The sequence below is a fragment of the Streptomyces griseorubiginosus genome (assembly GCF_017614965.1).
Taxonomy (GTDB): Bacteria; Actinomycetota; Actinomycetes; order Streptomycetales; family Streptomycetaceae; genus Streptomyces; species Streptomyces griseorubiginosus_B.
Map to the genome: position 1 here is coordinate 38,132 of NZ_WVUG01000016.1, position 24,306 is coordinate 62,437.

Genomic DNA, 24,306 nt, shown 5'->3' on the forward strand with positions numbered 1-24,306 from the left:
ATGCGCCGTAGCTGATATTTCAAGCCATCTACGGCGTCTCAACGACGATGCGTTCGGAGGACCCCTTGAAATCGTCCACGTCTCCCCACGCCGCTGCCCACTCCTCCGGCAGTGGTGGATGGACACCTCGGCTTGTCCTGTCCCTGATCTCGCTGCTCTGCCTCACCGAGTCGGCGGCGTTCACCAACATCAGTACCTCCACCGCTCTTCCCAAGATCATCGACCACTTCCACACCACGCAGGGCGGCTGGCTGCTCACAGCAACCCTGCTGGTCGGAGCGGCTTCCGCACCGCTTCTCGGCAAGCTTGCCGACCTCTACGGCAAACGGCGGATGATCCTCGCCTCGGCGACTGCGGCCGGCCTGGGTGAGATCCTCGCGGCGACCGCTCCCCGGTTCTGGGTGATGATCGTCGGCCACGTGCTGCTCGGTACGCTCACGGGCCTGCTGTTCCTCTGCTACTCGCTGATCCGGGACGTCTACCCGAAGAATCTCGTCCCCTTCGCGGCGAGCGTGTCCGTGACGGGCACCGGACTGCTGGTGGTCGGGGCGCCGTTCCTGATCGGCGGCCTGATCGATCACCTCGGGTTCCGCTCACTGTATGTGTTCAACCTCGGGTGGCTCATCGTGATGGGCGTGATCGTGGTGCTGACCACCCCTGAGACGAGCGTGCGCCGTCCCACCCGCATCGACGCGCTCGGTGTGCTGCTTGTGGCGGGCGGCGTCACCCTGGTCCTGCTGCCTGTGAGCATGGGCGCGCAGTGGGGGTGGGGCTCGGCTCGCGTTGTAGGTCTGCTGATCGGCGGGGCGGTCGTGCTGTCGGTTTATGTAGCCGTCTCGCTCCGTATTCAGGAGCCGGTTCTCAACCTGCGCACTCTGGTCCGCAAGACAGTCCTGTTCGGAGTACTGGGAGGAGGCCTGGCCTTCGGTCTGGCAGCGGTGGTCACGACCCTGCTGGCGTTGCTGGTGATGACGCCCCGGCAGTTGGGCGGCACCTACGGCCTGGGTCTGTCGGCGACCCGGTACGCCCTTGTGACGGCGCTCTTCGCCCTCGGCAGTGTCGTGGGCGGCATCGTGGTCGGCGTGCTGACCCGGCGGACCGGCCCCAGGCCGCTGATGCACGGCGGCCTGGTTCTGCTCACTGCGGGCTTGCTCGCCCTGGCCTTGGCGCACGACACGTTGGGCAAGATCATCATCGGGGCCGTGGTCTTCGGCCTCGGGCTCGGGTTCGCGACAGGAGCCATGCCCAACCTGGTCATCATGGGCACACCCGCATCGGAGCAGGGCTCGATGTCGTCGGCCGGCGGACTGAGCGCGGGGGTCATCGGCGCCACTCTGACCACCGTGGCGTTCAGCATCATGACACCGACCGCCAAATCCCCGGCGCCAGGGGTGCTCGTCTACGGCGACTCCGGTATCTCGGACAGTCTGCTGGTCTTCGCGGCCCTCGGGTTCGTCACCCTGCTGATCGGTGCGGTCCTCCTGCGCTCAAGCGGCACCGAGGCGGCTGAGACGCCGGCGACGGCAGCGGCCCAGGAATCCGCCCTTCCCGCGTGAGGCTGCTCCCGCGGCCGTGGCGGTCACGAGGCTGGACCGCCACGGCCGAGTCGCCTTCCACAGGGGGATGTGTCGGTCGGCCGGGTGGCCGACCGATGCGTGCGAAGGGGTAATCAGCCGGGTGAGCAGCGATGGTGGATCGAGCCATCGACGTTCGGGCGCCGGTAGCGCTGCTGATACCACCTGAGGGTCAGAGCCATTGGCGCCGTCACCTACCGGTGGTCGCTGTCTGTCCATGCGGTCAGCCGCGTGTCGAAGTGATCTCGCTGGCGACGACGGACGGCCAGCGGGTCAGGATACGCAGGACACGCGTGTGGAGGTCACCGATGTAGTCCCGGACACGTGCCGCCGCGGCGTCGCCGTCGCGCCGCTCGATGAACTCGATCAACTCCGCGTCGGCCGGTGGATCGGGCATCGAGGTGTCGGCCTCGGCCATGATGAGCGCCAGGATCCGGGCGATGTCGTTCTGCAGCCGGTCGTGGACCCTGATGAGGTAGTCGTTGTCGGTCGCTTCCGCGATGCGGGCGAATGCCGCGGTGGCCGCCTCGATCCGCCACTGGGGCCGCTCGCCGGCGTCGCCGCCGCTCGGATCGGTGCCTGGTATCGCCGCCGAGAGCGCGGTGACGATCTGGCGCCGCTGTTCGACGGTCGCGTCCTGAACACCCAGCCGGACGGTCTCCGGCCCGACGATCCGCCAGAGCGTGAACAGGTCGTCCACGGACTTCAAAGTCAGCGGGGTCACCTGGTAACCCTTGCGGGGCAACGTCAGGACGAGACCCTCGTGGTTGAGCCGGGTGAGCGCGTCGCGGATCGGCGAGATCCCGAAGCCGGTGGACTCGGCCAGCGATCGTTCGGTGAGGCGTTGTCCCGGGAGCAGTCGGCAGGACACGATGTCCGCCCGAAGCTGTCGGTAGGCGGCGTCGCCGAGTGACACGGGTTCGGACGAGGTGACTGACACGTTGCTCGCTCCAGGACGGTCGAGAAACTCAGTGATATACCAGCAAGGCGATCATACAGTGTGTCGGTCGCCGCCGAGGATCGATCCGGGGGACATGCGACCCACGACGCGGGGTTGGGCCGCTCAGCGTCGTAGGGGGACCACTACGCCGTCGTCGATCTGCGGGCGGTCACCCAGCACCGCCATCGCCGACGCGCGGGTTGCCGCGGTGACATCGCGGAATATCCGGGTTGCCGTGAGCGCGTCGCCGCGGTCGAACGTGGAGTCCCAGGTCACGCCGGCGGCAAGAAGGGCGTCGACGGACTCGGCCGCGATGAGAATCAAGGTCAGAACGCGCCACATCTCGCCGGCGAGCGACCGGTAGACCTCGATGAGCCGGTCGTTGCGTGAGGCGACGGCGAGCAGATCGAAGAGCCGCTCGGTGATGTCGATGAACCGGACGACGCGATCCCGGTCCAGCGGACCGGCGAGCAGCGCGTTGCCTTCCACGGTCAACCGTCGCAGTTCGGCCGCCTGTTCAGGGTCGGCCCCGCTGGTGCCCAGCGCTGCCACGTCCGGGCCGAGCACCGCCCAGATGGCGAACAGGTCGCCGACCGACTTCACCGTGAGGGGGGTGATCCGGAACGCGTGCGGAGGCGTTGACTGGACCAGGCCGTCCTGCATGAGACGCGTCAGTGCGGTGCGCACGGGAGGCAGTCCGAGTCCGAGCTCGACGGCGCATTTGCGTTCGGTGAGCCACTGACCGGGAGCCAGCTCGCAGGTCATGATCCGGTTCCGCAACACGCGGTACGCGGCCTCGGACGATCCGGCTTCCGTCGCAAGCACCCGTCTCACTGCCATGGTCCCGCCCTTCGGCCGACCGTCGCACGCGCGGTGTGGTGGGCCACACCGTCGTAGCCTGACGTGCGGAATGCTACGACAGTGTCTGTGAAGTGTCACCGTTCGCGTAAGGGGCAACACTCGGGGCCTCCCTCGTCGGCGAGGAAGGCCCCGGGCCACGACCCACCAGGCAGTGCATTCGGCCGCACACACCGGCCTTGACACTGCCCGCTAGCGGCACAACATGATGTGTCAGGCGTGCTCGCCTGTCCGACCTGGCTCGCCCCCCGGGGGAGGCATAGAGGCGAGGGGATTGCCTTCGAGCACTTCCTTCGCGACCTGCTCGGGTTCGACGACCTGCGCGCGCAGGAACTCGACCACGAGGTGGAGGCTGCTCTCGGTGAAGCGGGGTGTCGTGTCGAACTCGTGGTCCTGGCCGGCGATCAGGTGGAGTTCGCCGACCACCTCGGCGGCGGTGAGGGCGTCGAAGAGGCGCAGGCTCGAGACGGGGGGGATGAACCGGTCACGGGTGCCGTGGATCAGGATGGTCGGCGGGAAATGCTCGTCGACGTGGTTGATCGGACTGACCGCAGCTGTGGCGTCGGCCGTGGCATCGGGCCCGAGCAGCGGCTGCGCCGGCAGATCGCCACGGCCGGGCGTCAGGGACAGCGCCGCGGGAGGGTAATAGGCGATCACGGCCGCGGGCACCGGCACCGGGGCGGTGTCACCGCGTACGGCGGGAGCGTCACGGTCCGCGGTTCCAGCCACGAGGAGCGCGAGCTGGGCGCCCGCGCTGTGCCCCTGAAGCACGATCCGACCGGCGTCGATGCCGAGTTCGTGCGCGTGCTCGTGCGTCCACCGCAGAGCCGCCCGGGCGTCGTCGAGCTGCGCGGGCCACACCGCGGAGTCCAGCAGGCGGTAGCCGACGGCGATCGCCGTGATGCCTCGTGCGGCGAGTGCCCGGCACCGGGTGTGCACGTCCGACCGGTCGCCGAGGCGGAAGGCACCGCCGTGCAGCACCAGGACGGCGGTGTGGAGATCGGTGGCCGGGTCCGGGGTGAAGACGTCCAGCCGCTGACGCGGGTCGCCGTCGGAAACGTAGTCGAAGGAGGAGATCTCACTCATCGCCGGGTCAGCCGATCTCGGCCGCGCGCAGCCGGGGAAGGACCTCGCGGCCGAACAGCTCGTGGTTCCTGCGGAGTTCGTCCAGGTCGAAGATGTTGAAGCTGGCCACGAAGTTACCCACGCCCAGGGCCTGGCACTGGCGGATGATCTCGTCGGCCACCTGAGTGGGGGTGCCGTAGATGAGCTCGTCGGGGTCGAGTGCCATGTGTGCGGCGTCAGGGACCTTCATGGCTTCGGAACTGACGCGCATGTGCGTCTCGATCCCTTCCCTGCCGAGCTGTCCGGCCCGCTCGCGGTCCGCCTCGTCCTCGACGATCATGACCTGGCGGCGGATGCCGACCTGGTCGGGCCCGGTGGGCATGCCCGCCGCGCGAGCTGCGTCCTGGTACGCCTCGTACACCGGCAGCAGCTTCTCGACATCGCTGAAACCGCCGCACATCTTCAGTCCGAGGGATCCGGCCCGGCGGGCGGAGGCCTCGCTCGTCGAGGCGGTCCACACCGAGGGCGAGGGCCGCAGGAAGCCCGGCGTGATCCGGACGTCCTCGAACGAGAACTGCTTGCCCTGGTGCGACACGACCGGTTTGGCGATGGCGGCCAGCAGCACGTCCAGCGTTTCGGCGTGCATCTCGGCCGCACGCTCACGGGAGATGCCGACCACGGCGAGCTCGGGCGGGATGCCGCTGACGACCCCCATCTCCAGTCGTCCCTCGGTCAGGTGGTCCAGCATGGCGAACTCCTCCGCCACCCGCCACGGGGTGGCGTAGCCCGACACCGTGCCGAGCACGCCCAGGCGCAGACTCGTCGTGCGGGCGGCGAGGTTGGCGATCACCAGGTTGGGTGAGGGGCTGTAGCCCGGCCCGAAGTGGTGCTCGCTGAAGAAGATGCCCTCGAAGCCGAGTGCCTCGTCGTCGACCCACAGGTCGAGATAGCGACGGAAGTGCTCGTGCGCCGCGGCGGGGTCGTCGCGACCGATCGGGTCGTTGACCGCGCGGAAGAATTCGAACAGCCAAGGCTTGATCATCGGTGTTTCCTCATGGTTGTAGGGGTTCAGCTGCAGGGACAGGGAGGCTGCCGACTGCCACGCGCGGTGCTCCGCACTGCGATCAGGGCTGGGTGCGCTCGGTCTCGACTTCGATCAGGGCGGGCTTGCCGCTGCCGAGGGCCGCCTTGAACGCCGCGGCGAAGTCCTCCGGCGTGCTCACCGAGGTGGCGTTCATGCCGTAGCCCCGCGCGAGCAGGGTGAAGTCGATGCCGGGGACGTCCATCCCGGCCACCTCGCCGACGTCGAGGACCTCGGCGAACCAGCGCAGCGCCCCGTACGTCCCGTTCTTGAGGATGACCGTGATGACCGGGATGTCGTACTGGGCGGCGGTCCACAGCGCGGTGATCCCGTAGTTCGCCGATCCGTCGCCGATGAGCGCGACGACCTGCCGTTCGGGGCGGGCCAGTTGGGCACCGACCGCGGCGGGCAGGCCGAATCCGAGACCGCCGGCCGCCGGCCAGAGGTAGCTGCCGGAGTGGCGCATGTCCATCTGAGCCCAGAAGGCGCTCGTCGTGGACGTCGTCTCCGCCACCCAGATGGTGTCGTCGGGTGCCAGCGCACGCAGGTCCGCGAAGAGCCGCTCCGGGTGGACCCGGTCCTTCGACGCCGAGGGGATCGGGAAGTCGGGCAAGGGAGGGAGCCCGGGACGCAGGCCGGAGGCGACGGCGTCCGCCAGCCGGGTGACGGTGTCGTGGATCGCGCCGACGAAGGCTTCCCCCATCGGAGCGCGGGCCGCCTCGGCGGCATCGCCGGTCACGTGCAGGAGGCGGACGCCGGGCGCCAGGTAGGGTCCCGGATCGAACTGGTGGTACCGGAACACCGGGGCGCCGATCACCACGATCAGGTCGTGCCCGGCCAGTGCGTCCGTCACCCCGCGCACCGATGACGGAAGCAGGCCGCGGAAGCTGCGGTGCCGGGTCGGGAAGGAGCAGCGCGAGGAGAACGGGGCGAGCCACACAGGGGCGCCGAGGGACTCCGCCAGCCGCACCGCGTCGTCGTTCGCGCCGGACGCGTCGACCTCGGGCCCCAGCACGAGCACCGGGCTGGCCGCCTCGTCGAGCGCGGTCACCAGCTCGCCGAGCTGGCCGGTGTCCAGGCAGGCCCCGGCCGCGGTCCGCCGGCGCAGCAGGTGCGCCGTCTCCTCGGGTGCCTGGCGGGCCCAGTCGTCGTACGGCACCGACACGAACACCGGGCCCGGGGCGGGCAGCGTCGCCGTGTGGATCGCCTGGCTGATCGCCCGCGGTACGTCCTCGGCGCAGGTCGGCTGGCAGCTCCACTTCACCAGCGGGCGCAGCAGAGTCTCCGGCTCGACGATGGAGAGCACCACCTCCTGACCGACCGTGCTGCGGACCTGCTGGCCCGCCAGCACCACGAGCGGGCTGTGCGAGTACACCGAGTTCGTCAGCACCCCCATCGCGTTGCCGGTGCCGGCGGCGGCGTGCAGGTTCACCATGGCGGGCCCGCCCCGCGCCTGCGCGTAGCCGTCCGCCATGGCCATCACCGCGCCCTCGTGCAGCCCCAGGACGTACTGGAAGTCGTCGGGCATGCCGGCGAGGAAGGGCAGCTCGTTGGAGCCCGGATTGCCGAAGATCGTCGTCAGCCCGTGCGTCCGCAACAGCTCGTACGTCACATCGCGGACAGTCGTCATGGTCTGCACATCCTTGGGAGTCGGGCCGCTCAGGCGAGCAGGTCGGTGATGCTCTTGGCGGCGGTGGTGGCGATGCGGTCGTCGGTCTCGCCGTCGGCGCCGCCGACGCCGACGCCGCCGATGACCTCGGAGCCGTCGACGACGATCGGCAGTCCGCCGGGTACGGGCAGCAGGTTCGGGTCGATGAGATGCGGCGGCGCGACGGCCATCGCGGGGCTGGCGGCGAACTGGGCGAACGCCGCGGTCGCGAACCCGGACACGGCCGAGGTGTAGGCCTTGCGGCGGGCGGTCTCGACGGCGATCGGCCCGGCGCCGTCGTCGGCGAGCAGGACGCGGGTGATGCCGCCGCGGTCGACGACGGCGACGGCGAGCCGCAGCCCTTCGGCGCGACCGGCCGCGATCACCGCGTCGGCGGCCGTGCGGGCGGCGTCGTAGGTCAGGGGGGCCCTCATGCCACACCGCCGACAAGAGGGGGGACGCACAGGAGTGGCAAGTGTGCCTTCAAGAGTGCTGAGGTCATGCGTGTCTCCAGTGACGTGTGCTTATGCGGGCGGCAGGCGCCGGGCCATTTGCATGTGCGCGAGCTGCCAGCCCTCGTCGGCGCGGACCCAGACCCGGGAGACCGCCTGCTGGATCGCGAAGGCGGGCGTGTCGGGCACGAAGGGAATGCGCATCTCCTGCAGGCAGCTCACCGTCGCCATGCCGGGGAAGTGCCGGATGGTGGCGGTGAGGATCTGGATGTCCTGGGGAGTGGGGCGTTTGCCCGTGTCGGTGAGGAACTGTTCCCTGTCGTGGATCAGACCGACGGGGGAGTGGACGGCGGTGAACTGCGGGTGCAGGAGGGTGCTCAGGAGCTCGGTGGTCGGCGCCAGCAGCGCCTTGAGCAATGCCGCTTCGGCGTCGTCGATGCTTGTCAGGGGCGGAGCGGTCATGCGCGCTCCCTTTCGTCGGGTGTCGGTCAGAGGTCCAGTTCCAGGCGGGGGCTCAGCGCGCGTGAGGAACACGTCGTGAACAGTCCCGCGGCCCGCTCGCCATCGGTGAGCACGTCGTCGCGGTGGTCCGGTTCACCGGCGAGTACACGGACCACGCACTCGCCGCAGATGCCCTGCTGGCAGGAGGACGGGGCGTCGACGCCGTTGCGGAGCAGGACGTCGAGGACGCTCTCCTCCGGCGGGACGTGGTACTCGGCGCCGCTGGAGGCCAGCCGGACGATGAACCCGTCACCGTCCTCGCCCCCCGGAGCGGCCTCGGCGGCGGCCGCTGTCGGAGTGAAGCGCTCCTTGTGCAGCGCGCTCGGTGGCCAGCCCAGCGCACGGGCACCGTCGAGGACGTGGTCCATGAACGGACCCGGGCCGCAGACGTAGACGGCTGTGTCCTCGGCCGGATCCCCCAGGTCACGACGCAGGTCCAGCTTCTGCTCGGCCGGCTGGTCATCGAGGTGCAGGACGATCCGCGGATGGTCGGAGAACCATTCGGTCAACGCGACGTCCGCGGCGGAACGCGCGCAGTAGTGCAGCGTGTAGTCCCCGCCGGTGGCGTCGAGCTGCTGGGCCATCGCCACCAGCGGGGTGATGCCGATCCCGCCCGCGAACAGCAGGTGCCGGCGCGCCGGCACCAACCGGAAGATGTTCCGCGGAGCCGAGATCCGCACGTGGTCGCCGACCTCGAACCGGTGCATCGCGACCGACCCGCCCCGTGACCGCTCCTCGCGCAGGACCGCGATCCGGTACCGCTTGCGGTTGCCGGGCTCGCCGCACAGGGAGTACTGGCGGACCAGCGGGGTGCCGGAGCCGAGCGGGCTCAGCAGCACATCGATGTGCGCGCCGGCCTCGTGCTCCGGGAACGGGTTGCCGTCGATCGGTTCAAGGTCCAGTACGACCACGCGCGGTGTCGTCATGGTTCGGTCGGTGACGACCGCGTCTATCCAGGTAGTCGCCATCGAACAGCTCTCTCTCAGGAACCGGTGACGGGCGCGGTCACGCCTTCGGTGAAGTGACCCGCTGTCGTCCTGCGCGGCTTGGCCTCACCGAGGTCGACATTCTGCGGGGTGCGTCCCGCTTCGACGTCGTCGACCATCTGCTTCAGCAGCCTGCGCAGCATCACCACGCCCTTGTCCGAGGTGGCCAGCGTCTCCTCGGAGTGCTGGGTGACAGGGCCCTGGGAGCCCTGGGCCTCGAAGTCGGCGGGGTAGCGCTGGTGCTCCTCCTCGGTCAGCTCCCAGGGCTGCTTGCCGTTCTGCTTGATGCTGTTGGTGATCCGTGCGAGCCGGTCGGGGTCCGACGTCCGCGCCGTCATGAACGCCCGGTGGTGGGTGTCGTCGACCGGTACGTCGAAGAGCACGCAGTCATGACGCCCGTCCGGGACGACCTTCACGAAGTCCGGCAGCAGGATGATGTTGGGCACGTGGACTTCCGGGCTCCAGTACCGGGTGACGGTCGAGCCGTCCGGCTGCTCGACCTCGTAGCGCTGGCGGTAGCCGACACCGTGATCGGTCTTGAAGTACTCGATCTTGTCGGAGACGGAGTACGGGTCGTAGAACGAGTGGGGCGCTCCGGTGGTACCGACGCCGTCGAACTGCGGGCCGCTGTGCTCGTAGTGCAGCCATGTGGCGTGCACCGGGTCCATCGCGTTCTCGAAGGCCTGCAGCCAGTTGAAGTCGATGAGCGCTCCCGTCACCTTGCCGTGCGGGACGGGGAGCTCGGAGACGTACATCTCGCCTTCCTCGAGGTCTTCGAGGAACTCGTAGCGCGGCAGCGGGGGCTTCAGCTCCGGCGGGCCCATGTATACGAAGACCAGGCCGTAGCGCTCCTCGACGGGGTACCACGGCTGGCGGGCGACATCCCGCCGCCGGCCGCGGTCGGGCTCACAGGCCTGTTCCAGGCAGTGGCCCTGCACGTCGAACTTCCAGCCGTGGTAGCAGCAGCGGATGCCGTCTTCCTCGATGCGGCCGTAGAAGAGGCTGCTGCCGCGGTGCGAGCACCGCTCGAAGACCACGCCGGGGCGCCCGCTGCGGGTGCGGAACACGATCAGGTCCTCGCACAGGATGCGGACGCGGTGCGGCAGGTCGCTGGTCAGCCCGCTCGACGAGGCGACCGGGTGCCAGTAGCGGCGCAGCGCCTCGCCCATCGGTGTCCCCGGACCGACCTCGGTCAGGCGGGCGTCGTGTCGCGATGCGGGGCGCCCGTAACCGGTGCCGGTGTCCAGATCAGAGGACGTGACAGTCATCGTTCTCTCCTTTGAGCTCGGAAGAGCTGGTCGCGTCAGGTGGGGCGGGCGGGCGGACTCGTTCGGGCGTGGACCCGACGGCTCCCAGGGCGCAGCTGCCTCACTTGAAACCTGTGGTACATCAGCCTTGCCAAGCTGACACATCAAACATACCGTTGGGACACGAAAATTTGTCAATGGCTGTCGCAGGCCGCGCTTGGAGATATTTCGCCGGTCTTTGTGCAAGGAGCGACGATGACGTTGGTCTCCCTCTGGCGTGCGCCGATCGCCTGCCGTACGTCCGCCGTCGGGGGACGAACGGGGCGCGGTGGGTCGGGCCGTCGCGCGTCGCCGTCACGTCGGCACGGCGGTATGCCTGCCCGACCGGCGCCGAGCTCATGGCCATCCGAAGTCGCCGACTGGGAGTCGCTCCCAGCTGACCGCCATCACGTGCTAGTCCCGCCCCCCCGTGACGCCAATGACGGAGGTTTTTCGTGCCTGACAACGCCGAGTCGACCGACGTTCTCTTCTCTCCGCTCGCCATCAACCAGGTGACGCTCGCCAACCGGATCGTCATGGGTCCGATGGCCGCCGTGTCACCGCGCCCGGACGGCAGGCCGAGCGAGCAGACGATCGCCTTCCTGTGCGAGCGGGCCAAGGGAGGTGTCGGCCTGATCATCCTGGGCGGCACGACGGCGACTCGCCGCGCGTACGAGGAGTCGCCGGTCAAGGGGACTCTTCGGTTCGACGACGACCGTTACGTGCCCGCCCTGAAACGGATGACGGACGCGGTCCATGCCCATGGGACGCCCATCTTCGCCGAACTCACCGCCTCGTTCGGGACGATGGCGAAACCCTCGGACTGGCCGTGCATCGCCGCGAGTGCCAGGAACCTCGTGATCAAGCCGGACACATTGCCTCAAGGTGTCATCGCCCCGTTCGAGGTCACCACCGCGATGCCGAGGGAGGCGACGGTCGACGAAATCGCTCAGATATCGCAGGAAACAGCCGTCGCCGCTGCGCGGGCCCAACGAGCCGGCTTCGACGGAGTCGAGATCCCCGCGATGATGAGCTATTTTCTCGCCTCGTTTCTTTCACCGAGGTCCAACTGGCGCACCGACGAATACGGCGGAAGCGTCGAGAACCGGGCCCGGGTCCTGGTGGACATCGTGCGCCTCATTCGCGAGCGGGTCGGGGCTTCGTTCCCGATCGGACTGCGTATCAGTGCCAATGAGCATGTCGAGGGCGGTCAGGGTCCCGAGGGGTTCGCGAACATCGCGCGGCATGTGGAGCGAGCGGGCCTGGACTACGTGGCCCTGACAGACGGCAACTACGAGCGGATGGACGCCAGCATCAGCGCCACCGACACGCCGACGGTCGCCCACGGAGAGGCGAAGATCTTCCGCGAAGCCTTGTCGGGCCCGCTGCTCATCGGTGGCGTCCATGGTCCCGGCGGCGCGACGCAGGTCGTCTCCGGGGGACACGGTGACGCTGTGATGCTTGCTCGTCCGCTGCTCGCCGACCCCGAGTTCGCGAACAAGATCCGCGACGGCCGCGCACCGGAGATCGTCCAGTGCGACCGCCACAACCAGTGCCTGCGCCGCATGACCCTGGGCATGCCCATCCGCTGCACGGTGAATCCCCGGATGGGCCGTGAGAGCAGGCAGCCTGGCTCGCTCCCACCGGCCGAACGCCTGGTAAAGGCCCCCGTCGAGCGAGCCGTGCTCGCCGCCAGCGGCAACCCGCGACTCATGAGCCTCGTGGGAAAGCTCGCCAAGAAGCGATCTTGACTGACCGGACCACTGAGGTGCGAAAAAGATCATCCGAGCCGCGAAGAGGGAGAGACATGGTCGGACAGAGCAACCCGGATCCTGCCGCTGTGGGCGATGTCCTGCACAGAGGCGACGCAGGGTACGAGGTCGCGCGCCAGTCCGCGGTCTGGCACCTGCGAAAGCCCGATCGGTATCCGGACGTCATCGTCCGTGTCAGGAACGACCAGGACGTCGTCAACGCCGTACGTCGCGCGCGCGAGCAGGGCCTGAAGGTCAACGCCCGCGGCGGCGGTCACAGCATGAGCGGGTCGGCGGTCCGCGACGGGATGATGATCGACTTCTCGGAATTCCGCGAGTACACCATCGATCCCCAGGCGCGGACGGCGACCGTGACGCCGAGCGTCACCGGGGACGACTTCGGCGCGGCGGTGCGCGAGCACGGGCTCTTCTTTCCCAGCGGCCACTGCGCGGGCGTCGGCCTGGGAGGGTATCTGCTGCAGGGCGGCTTCGGCTGGAACGGGCAGGCGATGGGAATGGCCTGTTCGAGCGTACGGGCCATCGACGTGGTCACCGCCGACGGAGAACTCATCCACTGCGACGACACGACCAACCCCGACTACATGTGGGCCGCCCGTGGTGCGGGTTCCGGCTTCTTCGGCGTCGTCACGCGCTTCTACCTCGACCTGTATCCGAAGCCGGCGTCCATCCTGGCCAGCTTCTACACCTATCCGATCGACGCGCTCCCCGACGTGCTCCCGTGGTTTCTGGAGGCCCTGCCGCTGCCCCGGTCCGTGGACCCCTTCCTCCTGTGTGTGCAGCCGCCCGGCTCCCAGGAGCGCGTCCTGCCGCTGCTCGCGGTCTCCTTCACCGACAGCGAGCAGGAAGGACGCGACGCGCTCGCGGTCCTCGAGACCTGTCCGGCGATCGACCGGGCGCTGGAGCGCCGTTTCGCCGCGCCGGCCTCCTTCGACGAGCTCTACGGATTCATGAGCAACGCCGCCACCCCGGGCCGCTACTGCGTGGACGGCATGTGGACGCATGCGTCGCCCGCCACGCTCCTGCCGGAACTCCAGGAACTGTTCACCAGTTTTCCCACGCCGAAGAGCCACCTCATCTTTTATCCGTGGCGCGAGACGGAGGTGCCGAACGGCGCGTTCTCCCTGCAGGCCCCGCTCTACCTCTCGCCGGTCGCCGTCTGGGACGACGGGCAGGACGACGAGCGCTGCATCGAGTGGGCGACCGGACAGATGCGACGGCTTGAGCCGCTCTCGGCGGGCATCCAGCTCGCCGACGAGAACCTCATCAACCGCCCCGCTCCGTTCATGGCGCCCGAGAACCGGCAGCGCCTCGAGCAGCTACGTGAGAAACACGACCCCGGCGGCCTCTTCCACAGCTATCTGCTGAGCTGAGCCTCGTCGGCGCACTTTCACGAAAAGAGACTTCGGAAGCCGCGGCCCGGTCGAGCCGACCGGACCCGGCGCCGACAGAAACACATCATTTGTCGGGACCGCGGAGAAGCCGCGATCCCGGGACAGGAGCATTCCGTGATTGACAGTTCCGAACTGACGCACGGCGACGTCCGAAAGGACGCCGCCCGTTTCCGAGAGGTCCTTTCGGCGGTGCCGAACGGCATTGCCGTGGTCACCGCCCTCGACGACGGCGAACCGGTCGGGCTCACCGTCGGCAGTCTCATCATGGTGTCGGTGGATCCGCCGCTGGTCGGCTTTCTGCCCGGCGTGTCGTCGACGAGCTTCGCCCGGATACGCCGGGCCGGCGCCTTCTGCGTGAACGTGCTCACCGCACAACAGGCGGACATTTCCAACACCTTCGCCATGCGCGGGGCCGACAAGTTCGCCGGTCTGTCGTGGCGCCCTGCACCCGTGACGGGCTCGCCGGTGCTGGAGGGGGTGGCGGGGTGGATCGACTGCCGCCTCACCACCGTGTACGAGCCCGGCGACCACTTCATCGTCATCGGAGAGGCGGCCGACTTCGACGGGGTTTCGGAGGAGTCGCCGTTGGTCTTCCACCGCGGCCGGTACGCGGGTCTGGAAGCCGAGAAGCAGACGCTCGCATAAGACGCCGCTGAGCGGACCCGCTCCGCGTTGATCCACGCCATTTCACCTATTCGCGGTCACTGGTCGCCGACGCGGCGGGCAGTCCGTGTTGCCAAAGGAGACACCCATGCCAGGGACGAAGCCCAAGTCCGCCACCCCGACCTGCGACCTGTTGATCGACGGACGCCGGGTCCCGGCCGAGACCGAGCGCTACATCGACACGACGGAGGCGCTGACGGGCAAGCCGATCGCCCGGGTCGCGGCCGCTTCCGTCGCCGACGCTCGCCGCGCGGTGGACGCCGCGGCTGCGGCACTTCCGGCGTGGTCGGCCCTGCCGCCGGCCCGACGCCGGGAGGTACTGGAGCGAGCGGCGGCGCTGCTCGAGGCGCGAGCAGAGGAAATCTCCACGGTCATGGGCGCCGAGATGGGGGCGACCCGGCCATGGGCCATGTTCAACGTCCACGTCGCCAAGGGCATGCTCACCGAGGCCGCGGCGCAGGCGTACTCCGCGATCGGTGAGGTGATCCCCTCTGACGTGCCGGGGCTGACAGCCCTCGGGATCCGGCAGCCGGCCGGGGTCGTCGTGGGAATCGCCCCGTGGAACGCCCCGCTGATCCTCGGCGTGCGGGCGATCGCGATGCCGCTGGTGTACGGCAACACCGTGGTCCTCAAGGCGTCCGAGCAGACACCCTGTACCCACGCCGCGATCGTCGAAGTGCTGCACGAGGCGGGGGTGCCGGCCGGTGCCGTCAACCTGGTCACCAACGCGCCCGAGGATGCCGGTGAGATCGTCGAGGCCCTGGTCGCCCATCCCGGCACCGCCCGGGTGAACTTCACGGGGTCGACGCGGGTCGGCCGGATCATCGGCGAACTCGCCGGGCGCCACCTCAAGCGGGTCGTGCTGGAACTGGGCGGGAAGGCGCCACTGGTCGTACTGCCCGACGCCGACCTGGAGGCCGCCGCGGCGGCGGCCAGTTTCGGCGCGTTCATGAACCAGGGCGAGATCTGCATGTCGACCGAGCGGGTGATCGTCGACCGCTCGGTGGCCGCCGAGTTCAGCCAGGCCCTGGCCGATCGTGCCGCCAAGCTCGTCGTCGGACCGCCCGACGACCCGTCCTCCCAGATCGGTCCCGTCGTGCACGCGCAGGCCCGTGACCACGTGCTCGCGCTGATCGAGGACGCCCGGGCGCACGGCGCACGCGTGCTGGCCGGCGGCGACGCGGACGGGCTCTTTGTCCAGCCGACCGTTCTCCGGGGCGTCACAGCTGAGATGCGGATCTACTCGGAGGAGTCGTTCGGGCCCGTCGTCTCCGTCATCGAATCGGACGGCATCGACGATGCCGTGGCCAAGGCGAACGACACCGAATACGGGTTGTCCGCCGCGGTGTTCGGCCGCGATGGCGGCGTCGCGCTGGACGTGGCGCGCCGCATCAGGTCGGGAATCTGCCACATCAACGGCGCCACGGTCCACGACGAGCCGCAGATGCCGTTCGGAGGCGTCGGTGCCAGCGGCTTCGGACGCTTCGGCTCCCGGGCGGCGCTGGAGGAGTTCACCGAACTGCGCTGGGTCACGATCCAGTCGGGGGAGCGGCACTACCCGATCTGATCGACGTACCGGCACCGGTGTGGCTGTCGCAGGCCGACCCCGCGACAGCCGGAGGTCTGCCTGCGCAGCGTGGGCCGGGACACGCTACGAGCGCGCCCCGACGGTCGTCGACGGCTCCGCGATCTACCGCGCTCGTGTGCGGTCGTTCAGTCTGAGCAGTCGCTCGGCGTTGGCGTGGGCCAGCTTCTCCCGGTCCGGAACGCTGACCGGCAGTCGGTCGAGGAACTCCCGCGCCTGGTCGTTGCTGCTGTAGGGATAGTCGACCGAGAACAGGATGCGATCGATACCGACGGCATGGACCGCGGCGGCGAAGGAAGCGTGATCGAAGAGGCCGCTGGTGGTGATGCTGATGTTCTCGAAGAAGTACTCCTGCAACTGTCGGTCCAGGCCGCTGAGTCCGTTCAGCATGAAGCCGGCGCGCCAGATCATGGGCGGCAGCAGTTCGCCCATGTGACCGATGATGAGCTGCAGGCGGGGGAAGCGGTCGAACACCCCGCCGAGAATCAAGCGGAGCACGTGCAGGCCGGTGTCGACATGCCATCCCCACGCCGCGGCGGAAAGAGCGGTTTCGATGTCCTCGGAGAATCCTGAGTAGCAGGCGTCGATCACCGGCTGGGGCGGCAGAGTCGGGTGGAGGTAGAGAGGGACGTCCAGGGCTTCGGCGGCTTCGAAGACCGGCCAGAAGAACTGGTCGTCCAGGTACCGTCCGTCTACGTGGCCGTTGATCATCGCCCCGACGAATCCGAGGCTGTTGACGGCACGCTCGAGTTCCTTGGCGGACGCGTCGGGATCGGGCACCGGGAGCGTGGCGAACCCCGCGAAGCGGTCCGGACGGGCGTCGATCGCCGCCGCCGCGATGTCATTCGCCTCGACGGCGAGCCGCCTGGCGAGACTCACCTCCAGGGTTTCCGGACCTGGCGTGGTGTGCGAGACGACCTGGATGTCGATGCCTGCGGCATCCATGGCCGCCAGCCGCTGATCGCCCAGGTCGAGAAGTTGTTGCAGGATGTTTCCGCGCAACGCCGGTTGGCGGAGGCGGCCGTCGCGCTGCCGCAGGAGAAGGCGCTTCAGCAGCGGATGACCGGCGTTCGCGTCGGTGAGCGCTTGGGTGGTGTAGTGCTCTTCAAGAGCGATGATCGTCATGGTGTGGCCATGTCGTCGGCTGTGAGCCTCATGTGCCGTAGTCCTTCCTCATGGTCCGCGCGCAGTGACCGCGTGCGGTGATGAAGCAGCAACCGGCCCTGGCGGGTCGGGGCAACGTGTGGGGCCGGGCGGCACGCATGACCGTAGCGCCGGGTCGCGCGGCACTGGAACGCTGCGAAGGTAGTAACCGTTCCCTACTTTCGGGCACCGATCAGCGCTCCGAGAGCGGCGAGTGGCCGGAGCCGGCGACGATGAACTACCGCCCCTCGGAGTCGCCGCGTTCTGGCTCGGGCGGCGACCCGGACGACCCCGCGTACCGGGAACCGCTGATCCGCTGGTTCCAGTACGGCAGGTTCAGCCCGATCATGCGGCTGCACGGCGACCGGGAGCCGAACGAGCCCTTCTCCGCGTCGATGAACGGCGGCCCCAACGAAGTGTGTGGTCTCCGGCGAGGGCTCCTGCCTCGGGTACCGGCGTCACTGTTTACCTCCGCGTCGGGACCCGCCGGCAGGAGTCGGCTATCGGCACCGCTCTCGATGTCGCCGCCCGCTGGAGCGCATACCGGTCTTGCTACGTGCCGTCGGTGACCATGGTCCCAGGCTGCGCTGCCCCATGCCGCGCGGGCCGTGTGGTCGACTGCGGCAATGGGACGATCTCCGTGGCGGTGACCGACGGCCAGCGCGCCAGTACGTGAAGGACCCGGTTGTGTGACTGATGAATGTAGTCACGGGTGAGCTCGGCGGCCCTCTCGCCGTCGCGGCGGCTGAGCGCCTCGCTCCAGCCCGTCATGTACTCGGACGAGAAGGAGAAGATCAGCACCGAGTCATTGAGCAGTGACAACACCCGTCGCAGCTCGGCGGCCACCTGACGCCACGCACTGGTGATGTAGGGGTTGTCCGTCGCGTCGGCCAGTGCCGCGAACGTGTCCTCCGAGAGGTCGAGCCATCGTTGGGTCAACTCGCTGCTGGACAAGCCACTGGATTCCAGTTCCCTGAACCGTTTGTGTCCGGTGACCGCGCGGTCGATCTGCTCCGGTGCCCCCCGGTTGACGCCGCGGCGCACCGCCTCCGGGCCGAGGAGCTCCCAGAAGTTGAACAGGTCGTCGACTCCCTTGAGGGTCATCGGCTTGACCTGGTAGCCCCGGCGCGGCTGCGTGTGGACCAGCCCTTCATGGTCGAGCCTCGTCAGCGCCTCGCGCACGGCGGAGATGCCCAGTTTGGTGTCAGCCGCGATTCGGCGCTCGCTGATCCGCTGTCCCGGGTGGAGACGACACGAAAGGATGTCCTCGCGGAGGCGTTGGTAGGCGATCTCACGCAAGGGGATCGCCTCGGGTTCGTGAACAGTCACGATGTGTCACCCCCACCTGTCGGTAACGGCCCTCCGCTGTACGCCTTCTTCGAGCCTACTATCCCTCATGGGTTCGGTACTACGTCAATGAGGCATGTCTGCCATGTCAGCTGCTGAACTATCGTGATGACCATTCCCGTCTGAAGTGTCACGAGCTATATTCTGATACATCAAAGTGGGAGGGTCGTTCAATGGCGGAAGCAGGGAGTGGACGTATGACCACGCCTACCGCGGACTCGCTCCAGAGCGCGTTCCGCGAGACCATGGCGGTCGTGTGCACGCCGGTCGCGGTGGTCACCACCCGCTGGCAGGGCCTGCCGTACGGCACCACGGTGAGCGCCTTCACCTCGCTGTCCATGGAGCCGCCCATGGTGCTGGTCTCGCTCGACCGGCGTTCGCAGTTGCTGACCGCCCTTCGTGCCAGCGGAACGTTCGGAGTGAACATCCTCGGCAGTGCACAGGCCGCTGTCGCGGCGCACTTCGCGCGGAAGGGTGGAACGGGGAAGTTCGCCGACGTCGCGTGGCTCGACGACTCCGGCCTGCCGCGCCTTCCCGATGTCACCGGGTTCGTCAACTGCCGGGTGGCGAGCCTGGTCGACGGCGGCGACCATCTCGTGGTGCTCGGCGAGGTCATGGCTGCGGACAGCACCGCCAGTCCGCCCTTGACGTATCACAACCGAGAGTTCGGAACGCATGTGGGGTTCGAGCGGGGCTCGTGAGAGCGCGCGCCGGCCACCGGCGGCGACGGCCCGCTGAGCCGTCGCCGCCGACCGCCCCGAGCCGCATCGGCGCGAGGCGTTCGGTCAGCCGGCGTGGCTGTTCATCAGGATGGCACTGTCCGTCATCCCTGTGACGGTGCCGCGAACCGCCCGGTGATCTCCGCCCGTGCGAGCGTGTGCATCCAGAGGTTGAATCCCAGGTACGCGGGGGTGGCGTTCCGGTTCAGGTCGAGCTTCTCCACATCGACCGCGTGGACGGCGATGTGGTACACGTGCTCGCCGGTGCCGGGGGGCGGCGCGGCGCCCACATAGCGCTTCAGCCCGGAGTCGCCCGCCAGTTGCCAGGCCCCTTCCGGCAGCCCCGAGCCGGAGTCGTCGCCCGCCCCCGTCGGGAGTTCCGTCACCGATACCGGGATGTCGGCGAGAGCCCAGTGCCAGAACCCGCTCGTCGTCGGCGCGTACGGGTCGTACACGGTGACGGCGAAGCTCTTGGTCTCCGCGGGGAAACCCGACCAGCTCAGGTGCGGGGAGACATCCGCGCCTCCGATCCGGCTGCTGATCTGTGCCACCGGAAGAACCGCGCCGTCCTGCAGGTCGTTGCTCTTCAGCGTGAACGCCGGGACCTTTCCCAGTTTGTCGTAGGGAGATTCCATTGGCTGTGCCTTTCGTATGTGGGGTTTCGATCAGAACGTGACTGTGCTTGCGACAGCTCCGTGAAGGCGGTCCACAGTTCGAGCTGTGCGAGCCGGGCGCCGATCGAACTCGCGGGCTGTTCGTAGACGTCGGGATCGCGGTTCGCGGCGGCGTAGCACAAACGCACGGTCGCGTCGGCCGGTATCTCCGCGTCGCCGGCGCTCACAGCATCGGCAGGGGCATGGCGAGGTCCGCCATGAGGTCGCTCGGCCAGGCCTGTCCGGTTTCTCCGCCCGGTCGTGGGGCCATGGTCTCCTCCGGTGTCGTCCGCAGGATCCTGGATCGAGGGAGAACGCGAAAGATCGTCAGGTTGTGGCGATGACAGTCGCCCAAGGACACCCGTAAGGCCGGGAGGGCCGCCCCTCACGGCGTCACCGCGAGGGGCGGCCCCGATGACCGGTGGACCGGCGTGTGTGCGCCGCGGAACTACGCCCTCTCGGCGGCTTCGAGGGCGGCCAGCACTTCCTGCGACGGCGACAGTGCCTTCTCCACGCCGATCACCGCCTGCTCCGTCACCTCCTGCTGCAGAGGGACGTCCGCAAGCGCCGCCTGCAGGGCTTCCGGGGTCCAGCGCTGCTCGGCGTTGTTGAGGTGACGGCTGACGGTCCAGCCGTCGAACACGGTGAGATCGTCGCCGACGATGCCGAAGGTCCGGCCGGTGAAGCGGCAGAGCGGCGAGGCGAGATACGGGACGATCGCCGCAACGTTCTCCGGGTCCATACGGTCGAAGCCCTGCTCGACCGGCTTCATGAGATCGGGGGCCACGGTCTCGCTGATGCGCGACCGGGCGACCGGCGCGAGCGCGTTGGCACGGACGCCGAGCTCGGCCAGTTCGATCGCCAGGGCGATGGTCAGCGCGGCGACCCCGGCCTTGGTGGCGACATACATGGGGTTGCCGGACACGGGGCTGAGCCCGACGCCGGACGAGGTGTTGATGATCCGGCGGTCCGGTTCCGGTCCCTGCTTGCGCCAATGGGCGGCTGCCCAGTGGCACAGGGCGGCGGTGCCGGTGAGGTTGACCGCGACGGTTCGCTCCCAGTCGCGCCGTGAGATGGCGTCGATGGTTCCGAAACGCGATATGCCGGCGTTGTTGACGACGATGTCGAGTCGTCCGAACGCCTCCAACGCCGTTCGTACCAGCGCGCCGGCGCCGTCCCAGTCGGAGATGTCGGTGGTGTCGGCCACGGCGCGGCCGCCGGCGGCGACAATGGCCTGCGCGACCTCCTCCGCCGGGCCGCTGTTCGAATCGCCGTCGCCACTGAACTCCGCACCGGGATCGTTGACGACCACGGCCGCGCCTTCGGCGGCCAGCGCCAAGGCGTGCGCTCTGCCGATACCGCGGCCGGAGCCCGTGACGATCGCGACCTTGCCTTTGAGGATGGCCAATTGCCTCTCACTTTCCTTCTCGTCGGCGGAACGTGGCAGTCGCTTCCGCCGCCACCTTCTCCGCCCGCCTCCGGGGCGAACGGCCGCTCGGAGCCAGGGGGCCGAATGTCCGGTCAGAGCGAGAGCGTGCACCGCTCAGTGCGCTCGAGCGGGCGACGGTGCGGGCGTCCGGACCGGTCGAGGGCAGTCGTGGTGCGGTCCCTGGCTGCTCTCTGAAGTCTGGGATATCAAATGGTACCGCCTGATGCTTCAGGCTGGTGGAACCAAGAAACATCCGTGAAAAGAGTTTGTCAAGAGCTGCTCTCCCAGCGCTGTGCACCCTCCGCGAGCTCCGGAGGTCGTCTCACCACTCAGGGCACCCTCAGCGCCCTGACAGGTTGTCACCCAGTGGCACCCGGGCCGGAACAAGCACCCTGCTCGATGCGCGCCGAGGGGCGCCAGCCAAGCCTGCGGGACACGGCCAGGCCGGAGGCGATGACGGCCGGCCGTACCGTCCGCAGGTCGACCGAGCCGGCACCCACCACGACCGACAGAGCCGCGACGACCTTGCCCTCGTCATCGAGGACACGGGTGGCCACGGAGTCGGCGCCGAGTGTCGCCTCCTGCAGGACGACGGCGACGCCGGTCTCGCGGCACTCGTCGAGCTGTTCCCGCAGCCGAACGGGGTCGGTGACGGTCCGTTCGGTGTACGCGGGCAGACCCTGTGCGAGGACCTGCTCGATCAGCTCGGAGCCGGCGTGGGCGAGCAGTACCTTGCCCACCCCGGAGCAGTGCAGCGGCAGCCGTCCGCCGGGCTGCGACATGACGTCCACTGCGCGGCCGGACGACAGCCGCTCGACGAGCACCGCCTCGGTGCCCTCCAGCACCGCGAGCTGCACGTGCTGGCGCAGCGCGGTGTGCAGGTCGTCCATGAACGGCAGCGCGACGGTCCGCAGGGGAAGACTCAGCAGTGCCAGTGTGCCCAGCTGCCACAGCCGGATGCCCACGGTGAACGAGCCGTCCGATGCCCGCTCCAGCGCACCCGCCTCGACGAGTTCCATCGCCAGCCGGCGCACCGTCGCATGGGGCAGTCCGGTGTCCCTGGTCAGCTCGGCCAGGGTGAGGCGCGACCGGCCGGCCCGGAACGCGAAGAGCACATCGAGCAGCCGCGAACTCACACTGCGACCGGGCTCACTCGTGCGCGGCATCAGTCCCCCACACCGACATGGGGCCGCCGAAGGTTTATGTCCATTGAATGGACGATAGCCCTTCCGGCCTGGGCGGGATGTCGGCAAGGATCCGGACGTCAGCAGGGCGCTCGCCCTCGGACCAGAGGAGTGGATCCATGCCCACCCATGTGCCCGGCCCGCGGATCGCCATCGTCGGGGGCGGCATCGGCGGTCTGGCGGCCGCCGCCTTTCTGAACAGGTCGGGGCTGCGGGCCACCGTCTACGAGCAGGCGCCGGCCCTCGGTGAGGTGGGCGCGGGACTCGTCGTGGCGCCCAACGCCGTACGACTGCTGCGCCGACTCGGCGCCATGGAGCGACTCCTGCGCCGGGCCGTACCGCTGGACTGGGGCTGGGAGTTCCGCCGCTGGGCGGACGGCCGCGTGCTGTCGGTGGAGAAGCTGAGCGGCGAGTGCGAGCGGCTCTACGGTGAACGCACCTACGTCGTCCACAGGGCCGACCTCCTGGACACCGTCAAGTCGGCCGTGCCCGGCGACCGGATCCGCCTGGGCGCCCGGTGCACCTCGATCGAGGAGAGGCCGCACGGCCTGCGACTGCGCTTCGCCGACGGCAGCCGGGCCGAGGCGGACGTCGTCATCGGCGCCGACGGCGTGCACTCCGTCGTGCGGAGCACGCTCGCCGAGCCCACGCCGCCGGCGTACTCCGGTATCTGCGCCTTCCGCACCATCGTGCCCGCCGACGACGCACCCGACTTCGCCCTGCGTCCCGCCCAGACCCTCTGGCTCGGGCCCGGCCGGCACTTCGTGCACTACCCGATCAACGGCGGACAAGCCGTCAACGTGGTCGCCTTCGCGCCCGCCGGGGACTACACCGACGAGTCGTGGAGCGCGACGGCCACGGTCGAGGAGTTCCACGCCGAGTTCGCCGGCTGGGACGCGCGGGTGACGGACCTCATCGCCGCCGGCGGAGTTCCCGGCCGCTGGGCCCTGCTGGACCGGGCGCCGCTGCGGCACTGGAGCCGGGGTCGCGTCACTCTGCTCGGGGATGCCGCGCATCCCATGTTCCCCTTCTTCGCCCAGGGCGCGGCCCAGTCGATAGAGGACGCCGCCGTGCTGGCGCGCTGCCTGGCCGCATCGGCCGACGACCCCGAGCAAGCGCTGAAGCGGTACGAGGTTCTACGCATCGCACGCACCACATGCCTGCAGCAGATCAGTCATGACCGCCGCGACATGAACCACCTGCCCGACGGACCCGAACAACAGGCCCGAGACGCGGCGCTCGCCGGGGCCGACCCCCTGGTCGGCAACGGCTGGATCTACGGCTACGACGCCGAGGAGGTGCCCCTTTCGTGAACACGAGCGCCGACTCCCACTCCGACGAGCGAAGGAACCACACCGTGACGGTCACCACGGATCGACAGCGCCAGGTGGAGGACGAGCTGGTACGGACCGTGCTCGCGTCCTTCGACGGCACCCCGGACCCCCGGCTCAGGCAGTTGATGCAGGCCCTGGTGCGGCACCTGCACGCCTTCATGCGCGAGGTCCGTCTGACCGAGGCCGAGTGGCAGCACGCCATCGACTTCCTCACCGCGGCCGGCCACATCACCACCGGCAACCGCCAGGAGTTCATCCTGCTGTCCGACGTCTTCGGCGCCTCGATGCAGACCATCAACATGAACCACGAGGCGACCGCCGGCGCCACGGAGGCCACGGTGGTGGGCCCGTTCTTCGTGGACGACTCCCCGGAGATCCCGCTCGGCGGGGACATGGCCTTCGGCGCCCCGGGAGAGCCCTGCTGGGTCGAGGGCACCGTCACGGACACCGACGACGCCCCGGTACCGGGCGCGCGCCTGGAGGTGTGGGAGGCCGACGAGGACGGCCTGTACGACGTGCAGTACGGCGACGGCCACACCGCCGGGCGCGCCCACCTGTACACCGACGACTAGGTCGCTTCTGATGGCTCTTGCTTGGGTGGGTGGATCAGTGCTCGGGCTGGGCAGGGGCGTCTTATGGTGCGGCGGCATGAACTGACGGATGCGCAGTGGCAGAGGATCGAGCCGTTACTTCCC

General features: G+C 69.1%; 21 protein-coding genes and 3 pseudogenes. 9 read left to right on the top strand and 15 right to left on the bottom strand.

From position 1 onward, the window contains the following. The first annotated feature begins 65 nt into the window (after positions 1 to 65). On the top strand, positions 66 to 1,556 hold the full coding sequence (locus tag GRC12_RS05370) for an MFS transporter (protein ID WP_208777865.1): 1,491 nt from the start codon (positions 66 to 68) through the stop codon (positions 1,554 to 1,556). Positions 1,557 to 1,797: 241 nt separating this feature from the next. Here GRC12_RS05370 and GRC12_RS05375 read toward each other — a convergent pair whose 3' ends face one another. The 10 genes and pseudogenes from GRC12_RS05375 to GRC12_RS05415 all read right to left on the bottom strand — a co-directional run bounded on the left by GRC12_RS05375 (position 1,798) and on the right by GRC12_RS05415 (position 10,373). After that, positions 1,798 to 2,514, bottom strand: a complete 717-nt coding sequence (locus GRC12_RS05375; RefSeq protein WP_208777867.1) for a GntR family transcriptional regulator — start codon at positions 2,512 to 2,514, stop codon at positions 1,798 to 1,800. Between the two features lie 123 nt (positions 2,515 to 2,637). Next, a complete protein-coding gene (locus tag GRC12_RS05380) occupies positions 2,638 to 3,117 on the bottom strand; it encodes an FCD domain-containing protein (RefSeq protein WP_308286480.1) in 480 nt (159 codons plus the stop codon). Positions 3,118 to 3,150: 33 nt separating this feature from the next. Further along, positions 3,151 to 3,354, bottom strand: a pseudogene (locus GRC12_RS46870) (GntR family transcriptional regulator); the annotation flags it as partial. Positions 3,355 to 3,585: 231 nt separating this feature from the next. Next, positions 3,586 to 4,458: an alpha/beta hydrolase gene (locus GRC12_RS05385; RefSeq protein ID WP_208777872.1), complete on the bottom strand. Its 873-nt coding sequence runs from the start codon at positions 4,456 to 4,458 to the stop codon at positions 3,586 to 3,588. Positions 4,459 to 4,465: 7 nt separating this feature from the next. After that, complete coding sequence (locus GRC12_RS05390; protein WP_208777874.1) at positions 4,466 to 5,479, bottom strand: LLM class flavin-dependent oxidoreductase; 1,014 nt, start codon at positions 5,477 to 5,479, stop codon at positions 4,466 to 4,468. Positions 5,480 to 5,561: 82 nt separating this feature from the next. Next, positions 5,562 to 7,148, bottom strand: a complete 1,587-nt coding sequence (mdlC, locus tag GRC12_RS05395) for a benzoylformate decarboxylase (RefSeq protein WP_208777877.1) — start codon at positions 7,146 to 7,148, stop codon at positions 5,562 to 5,564. A gap of 29 nt (positions 7,149 to 7,177) precedes the next feature. Continuing rightward, positions 7,178 to 7,600: a GlcG/HbpS family heme-binding protein gene (locus GRC12_RS05400; protein WP_208777879.1), complete on the bottom strand. Its 423-nt coding sequence runs from the start codon at positions 7,598 to 7,600 to the stop codon at positions 7,178 to 7,180. 90 nt (positions 7,601 to 7,690) lie between these two features. Continuing rightward, positions 7,691 to 8,080, bottom strand: a complete 390-nt coding sequence (locus tag GRC12_RS05405) for a nuclear transport factor 2 family protein (RefSeq protein WP_208777881.1) — start codon at positions 8,078 to 8,080, stop codon at positions 7,691 to 7,693. A gap of 26 nt (positions 8,081 to 8,106) precedes the next feature. Next, the gene (locus tag GRC12_RS05410) at positions 8,107 to 9,045 is read right to left on the bottom strand and encodes a PDR/VanB family oxidoreductase (protein ID WP_244372050.1); all 939 of its coding nucleotides are present in this window, start codon (positions 9,043 to 9,045) and stop codon (positions 8,107 to 8,109) included. A gap of 56 nt (positions 9,046 to 9,101) precedes the next feature. Further along, positions 9,102 to 10,373: a Rieske 2Fe-2S domain-containing protein gene (locus GRC12_RS05415; RefSeq protein WP_208777885.1), complete on the bottom strand. Its 1,272-nt coding sequence runs from the start codon at positions 10,371 to 10,373 to the stop codon at positions 9,102 to 9,104. Positions 10,374 to 10,846: 473 nt separating this feature from the next. Here GRC12_RS05415 and GRC12_RS05420 point away from each other — a divergent pair, with 473 nt between their 5' ends. The 4 genes from GRC12_RS05420 to GRC12_RS05435 all read left to right on the top strand — a co-directional run bounded on the left by GRC12_RS05420 (position 10,847) and on the right by GRC12_RS05435 (position 15,784). Beyond that, positions 10,847 to 12,142, top strand: coding sequence for an oxidoreductase (locus GRC12_RS05420; protein ID WP_208777887.1), 1,296 nt, complete (start codon positions 10,847 to 10,849; stop codon positions 12,140 to 12,142). 56 nt (positions 12,143 to 12,198) lie between these two features. Next, positions 12,199 to 13,533: an FAD-binding oxidoreductase gene (locus GRC12_RS05425; RefSeq protein WP_208777889.1), complete on the top strand. Its 1,335-nt coding sequence runs from the start codon at positions 12,199 to 12,201 to the stop codon at positions 13,531 to 13,533. A 135-nt stretch (positions 13,534 to 13,668) separates the two neighbouring features. Further along, a complete protein-coding gene (locus GRC12_RS05430; protein WP_308286481.1) occupies positions 13,669 to 14,199 on the top strand; it encodes a flavin reductase family protein in 531 nt (176 codons plus the stop codon). A 106-nt stretch (positions 14,200 to 14,305) separates the two neighbouring features. After that, positions 14,306 to 15,784 carry an aldehyde dehydrogenase gene (locus GRC12_RS05435; RefSeq protein WP_208777891.1) on the top strand — a complete coding sequence of 493 codons (1,479 nt, stop codon included), beginning with the start codon at positions 14,306 to 14,308 and terminating at the stop codon, positions 15,782 to 15,784. A 123-nt stretch (positions 15,785 to 15,907) separates the two neighbouring features. Here GRC12_RS05435 and GRC12_RS05440 read toward each other — a convergent pair whose 3' ends face one another. Then, positions 15,908 to 16,927: an amidohydrolase family protein gene (locus tag GRC12_RS05440; protein WP_208777893.1), complete on the bottom strand. Its 1,020-nt coding sequence runs from the start codon at positions 16,925 to 16,927 to the stop codon at positions 15,908 to 15,910. Between the two features lie 290 nt (positions 16,928 to 17,217). Between GRC12_RS05440 and GRC12_RS46875 the strand changes: the two are divergent. Next, a pseudogene (locus tag GRC12_RS46875) lies at positions 17,218 to 17,409 on the top strand (TIM-barrel domain-containing protein); the annotation flags it as partial. An 88-nt stretch (positions 17,410 to 17,497) separates the two neighbouring features. On the opposite strand, the gene GRC12_RS05445 reads toward GRC12_RS46875, so the two are convergent. Further along, complete coding sequence (locus GRC12_RS05445; protein ID WP_208777896.1) at positions 17,498 to 18,244, bottom strand: GntR family transcriptional regulator; 747 nt, start codon at positions 18,242 to 18,244, stop codon at positions 17,498 to 17,500. 245 nt (positions 18,245 to 18,489) lie between these two features. Between GRC12_RS05445 and GRC12_RS05450 the strand changes: the two genes are divergently transcribed. After that, the gene (locus GRC12_RS05450) at positions 18,490 to 18,993 is read left to right on the top strand and encodes a flavin reductase family protein (RefSeq protein WP_208777898.1); all 504 of its coding nucleotides are present in this window, start codon (positions 18,490 to 18,492) and stop codon (positions 18,991 to 18,993) included. 122 nt (positions 18,994 to 19,115) lie between these two features. On the opposite strand, the gene GRC12_RS05455 is transcribed toward GRC12_RS05450, so the two are convergent. The 3 genes from GRC12_RS05455 to GRC12_RS05465 form a co-directional block, all read right to left on the bottom strand. Beyond that, positions 19,116 to 19,646 carry a YbhB/YbcL family Raf kinase inhibitor-like protein gene (locus GRC12_RS05455; RefSeq protein ID WP_208777901.1) on the bottom strand — a complete coding sequence of 177 codons (531 nt, stop codon included), beginning with the start codon at positions 19,644 to 19,646 and terminating at the stop codon, positions 19,116 to 19,118. Between the two features lie 466 nt (positions 19,647 to 20,112). Beyond that, entirely contained in the window at positions 20,113 to 21,204 is a 1,092-nt protein-coding gene (locus GRC12_RS05460; protein WP_308286482.1) for an SDR family NAD(P)-dependent oxidoreductase, read from the bottom strand. Positions 21,205 to 21,452: 248 nt separating this feature from the next. Then, positions 21,453 to 22,259: an IclR family transcriptional regulator gene (locus GRC12_RS05465; RefSeq protein ID WP_208777905.1), complete on the bottom strand. Its 807-nt coding sequence runs from the start codon at positions 22,257 to 22,259 to the stop codon at positions 21,453 to 21,455. Between the two features lie 137 nt (positions 22,260 to 22,396). On the opposite strand from GRC12_RS05465, the gene GRC12_RS05470 reads away from it, so the two are divergent. Both GRC12_RS05470 and GRC12_RS05475 read left to right on the top strand, forming a co-directional pair. Next, a complete protein-coding gene (locus tag GRC12_RS05470) occupies positions 22,397 to 23,590 on the top strand; it encodes an FAD-dependent monooxygenase (protein ID WP_208777907.1) in 1,194 nt (397 codons plus the stop codon). Between the two features lie 44 nt (positions 23,591 to 23,634). After that, positions 23,635 to 24,177, top strand: a pseudogene (locus GRC12_RS05475) (dioxygenase); the annotation flags it as partial. Between the last annotated feature and the right edge of the window lie 129 nt (positions 24,178 to 24,306).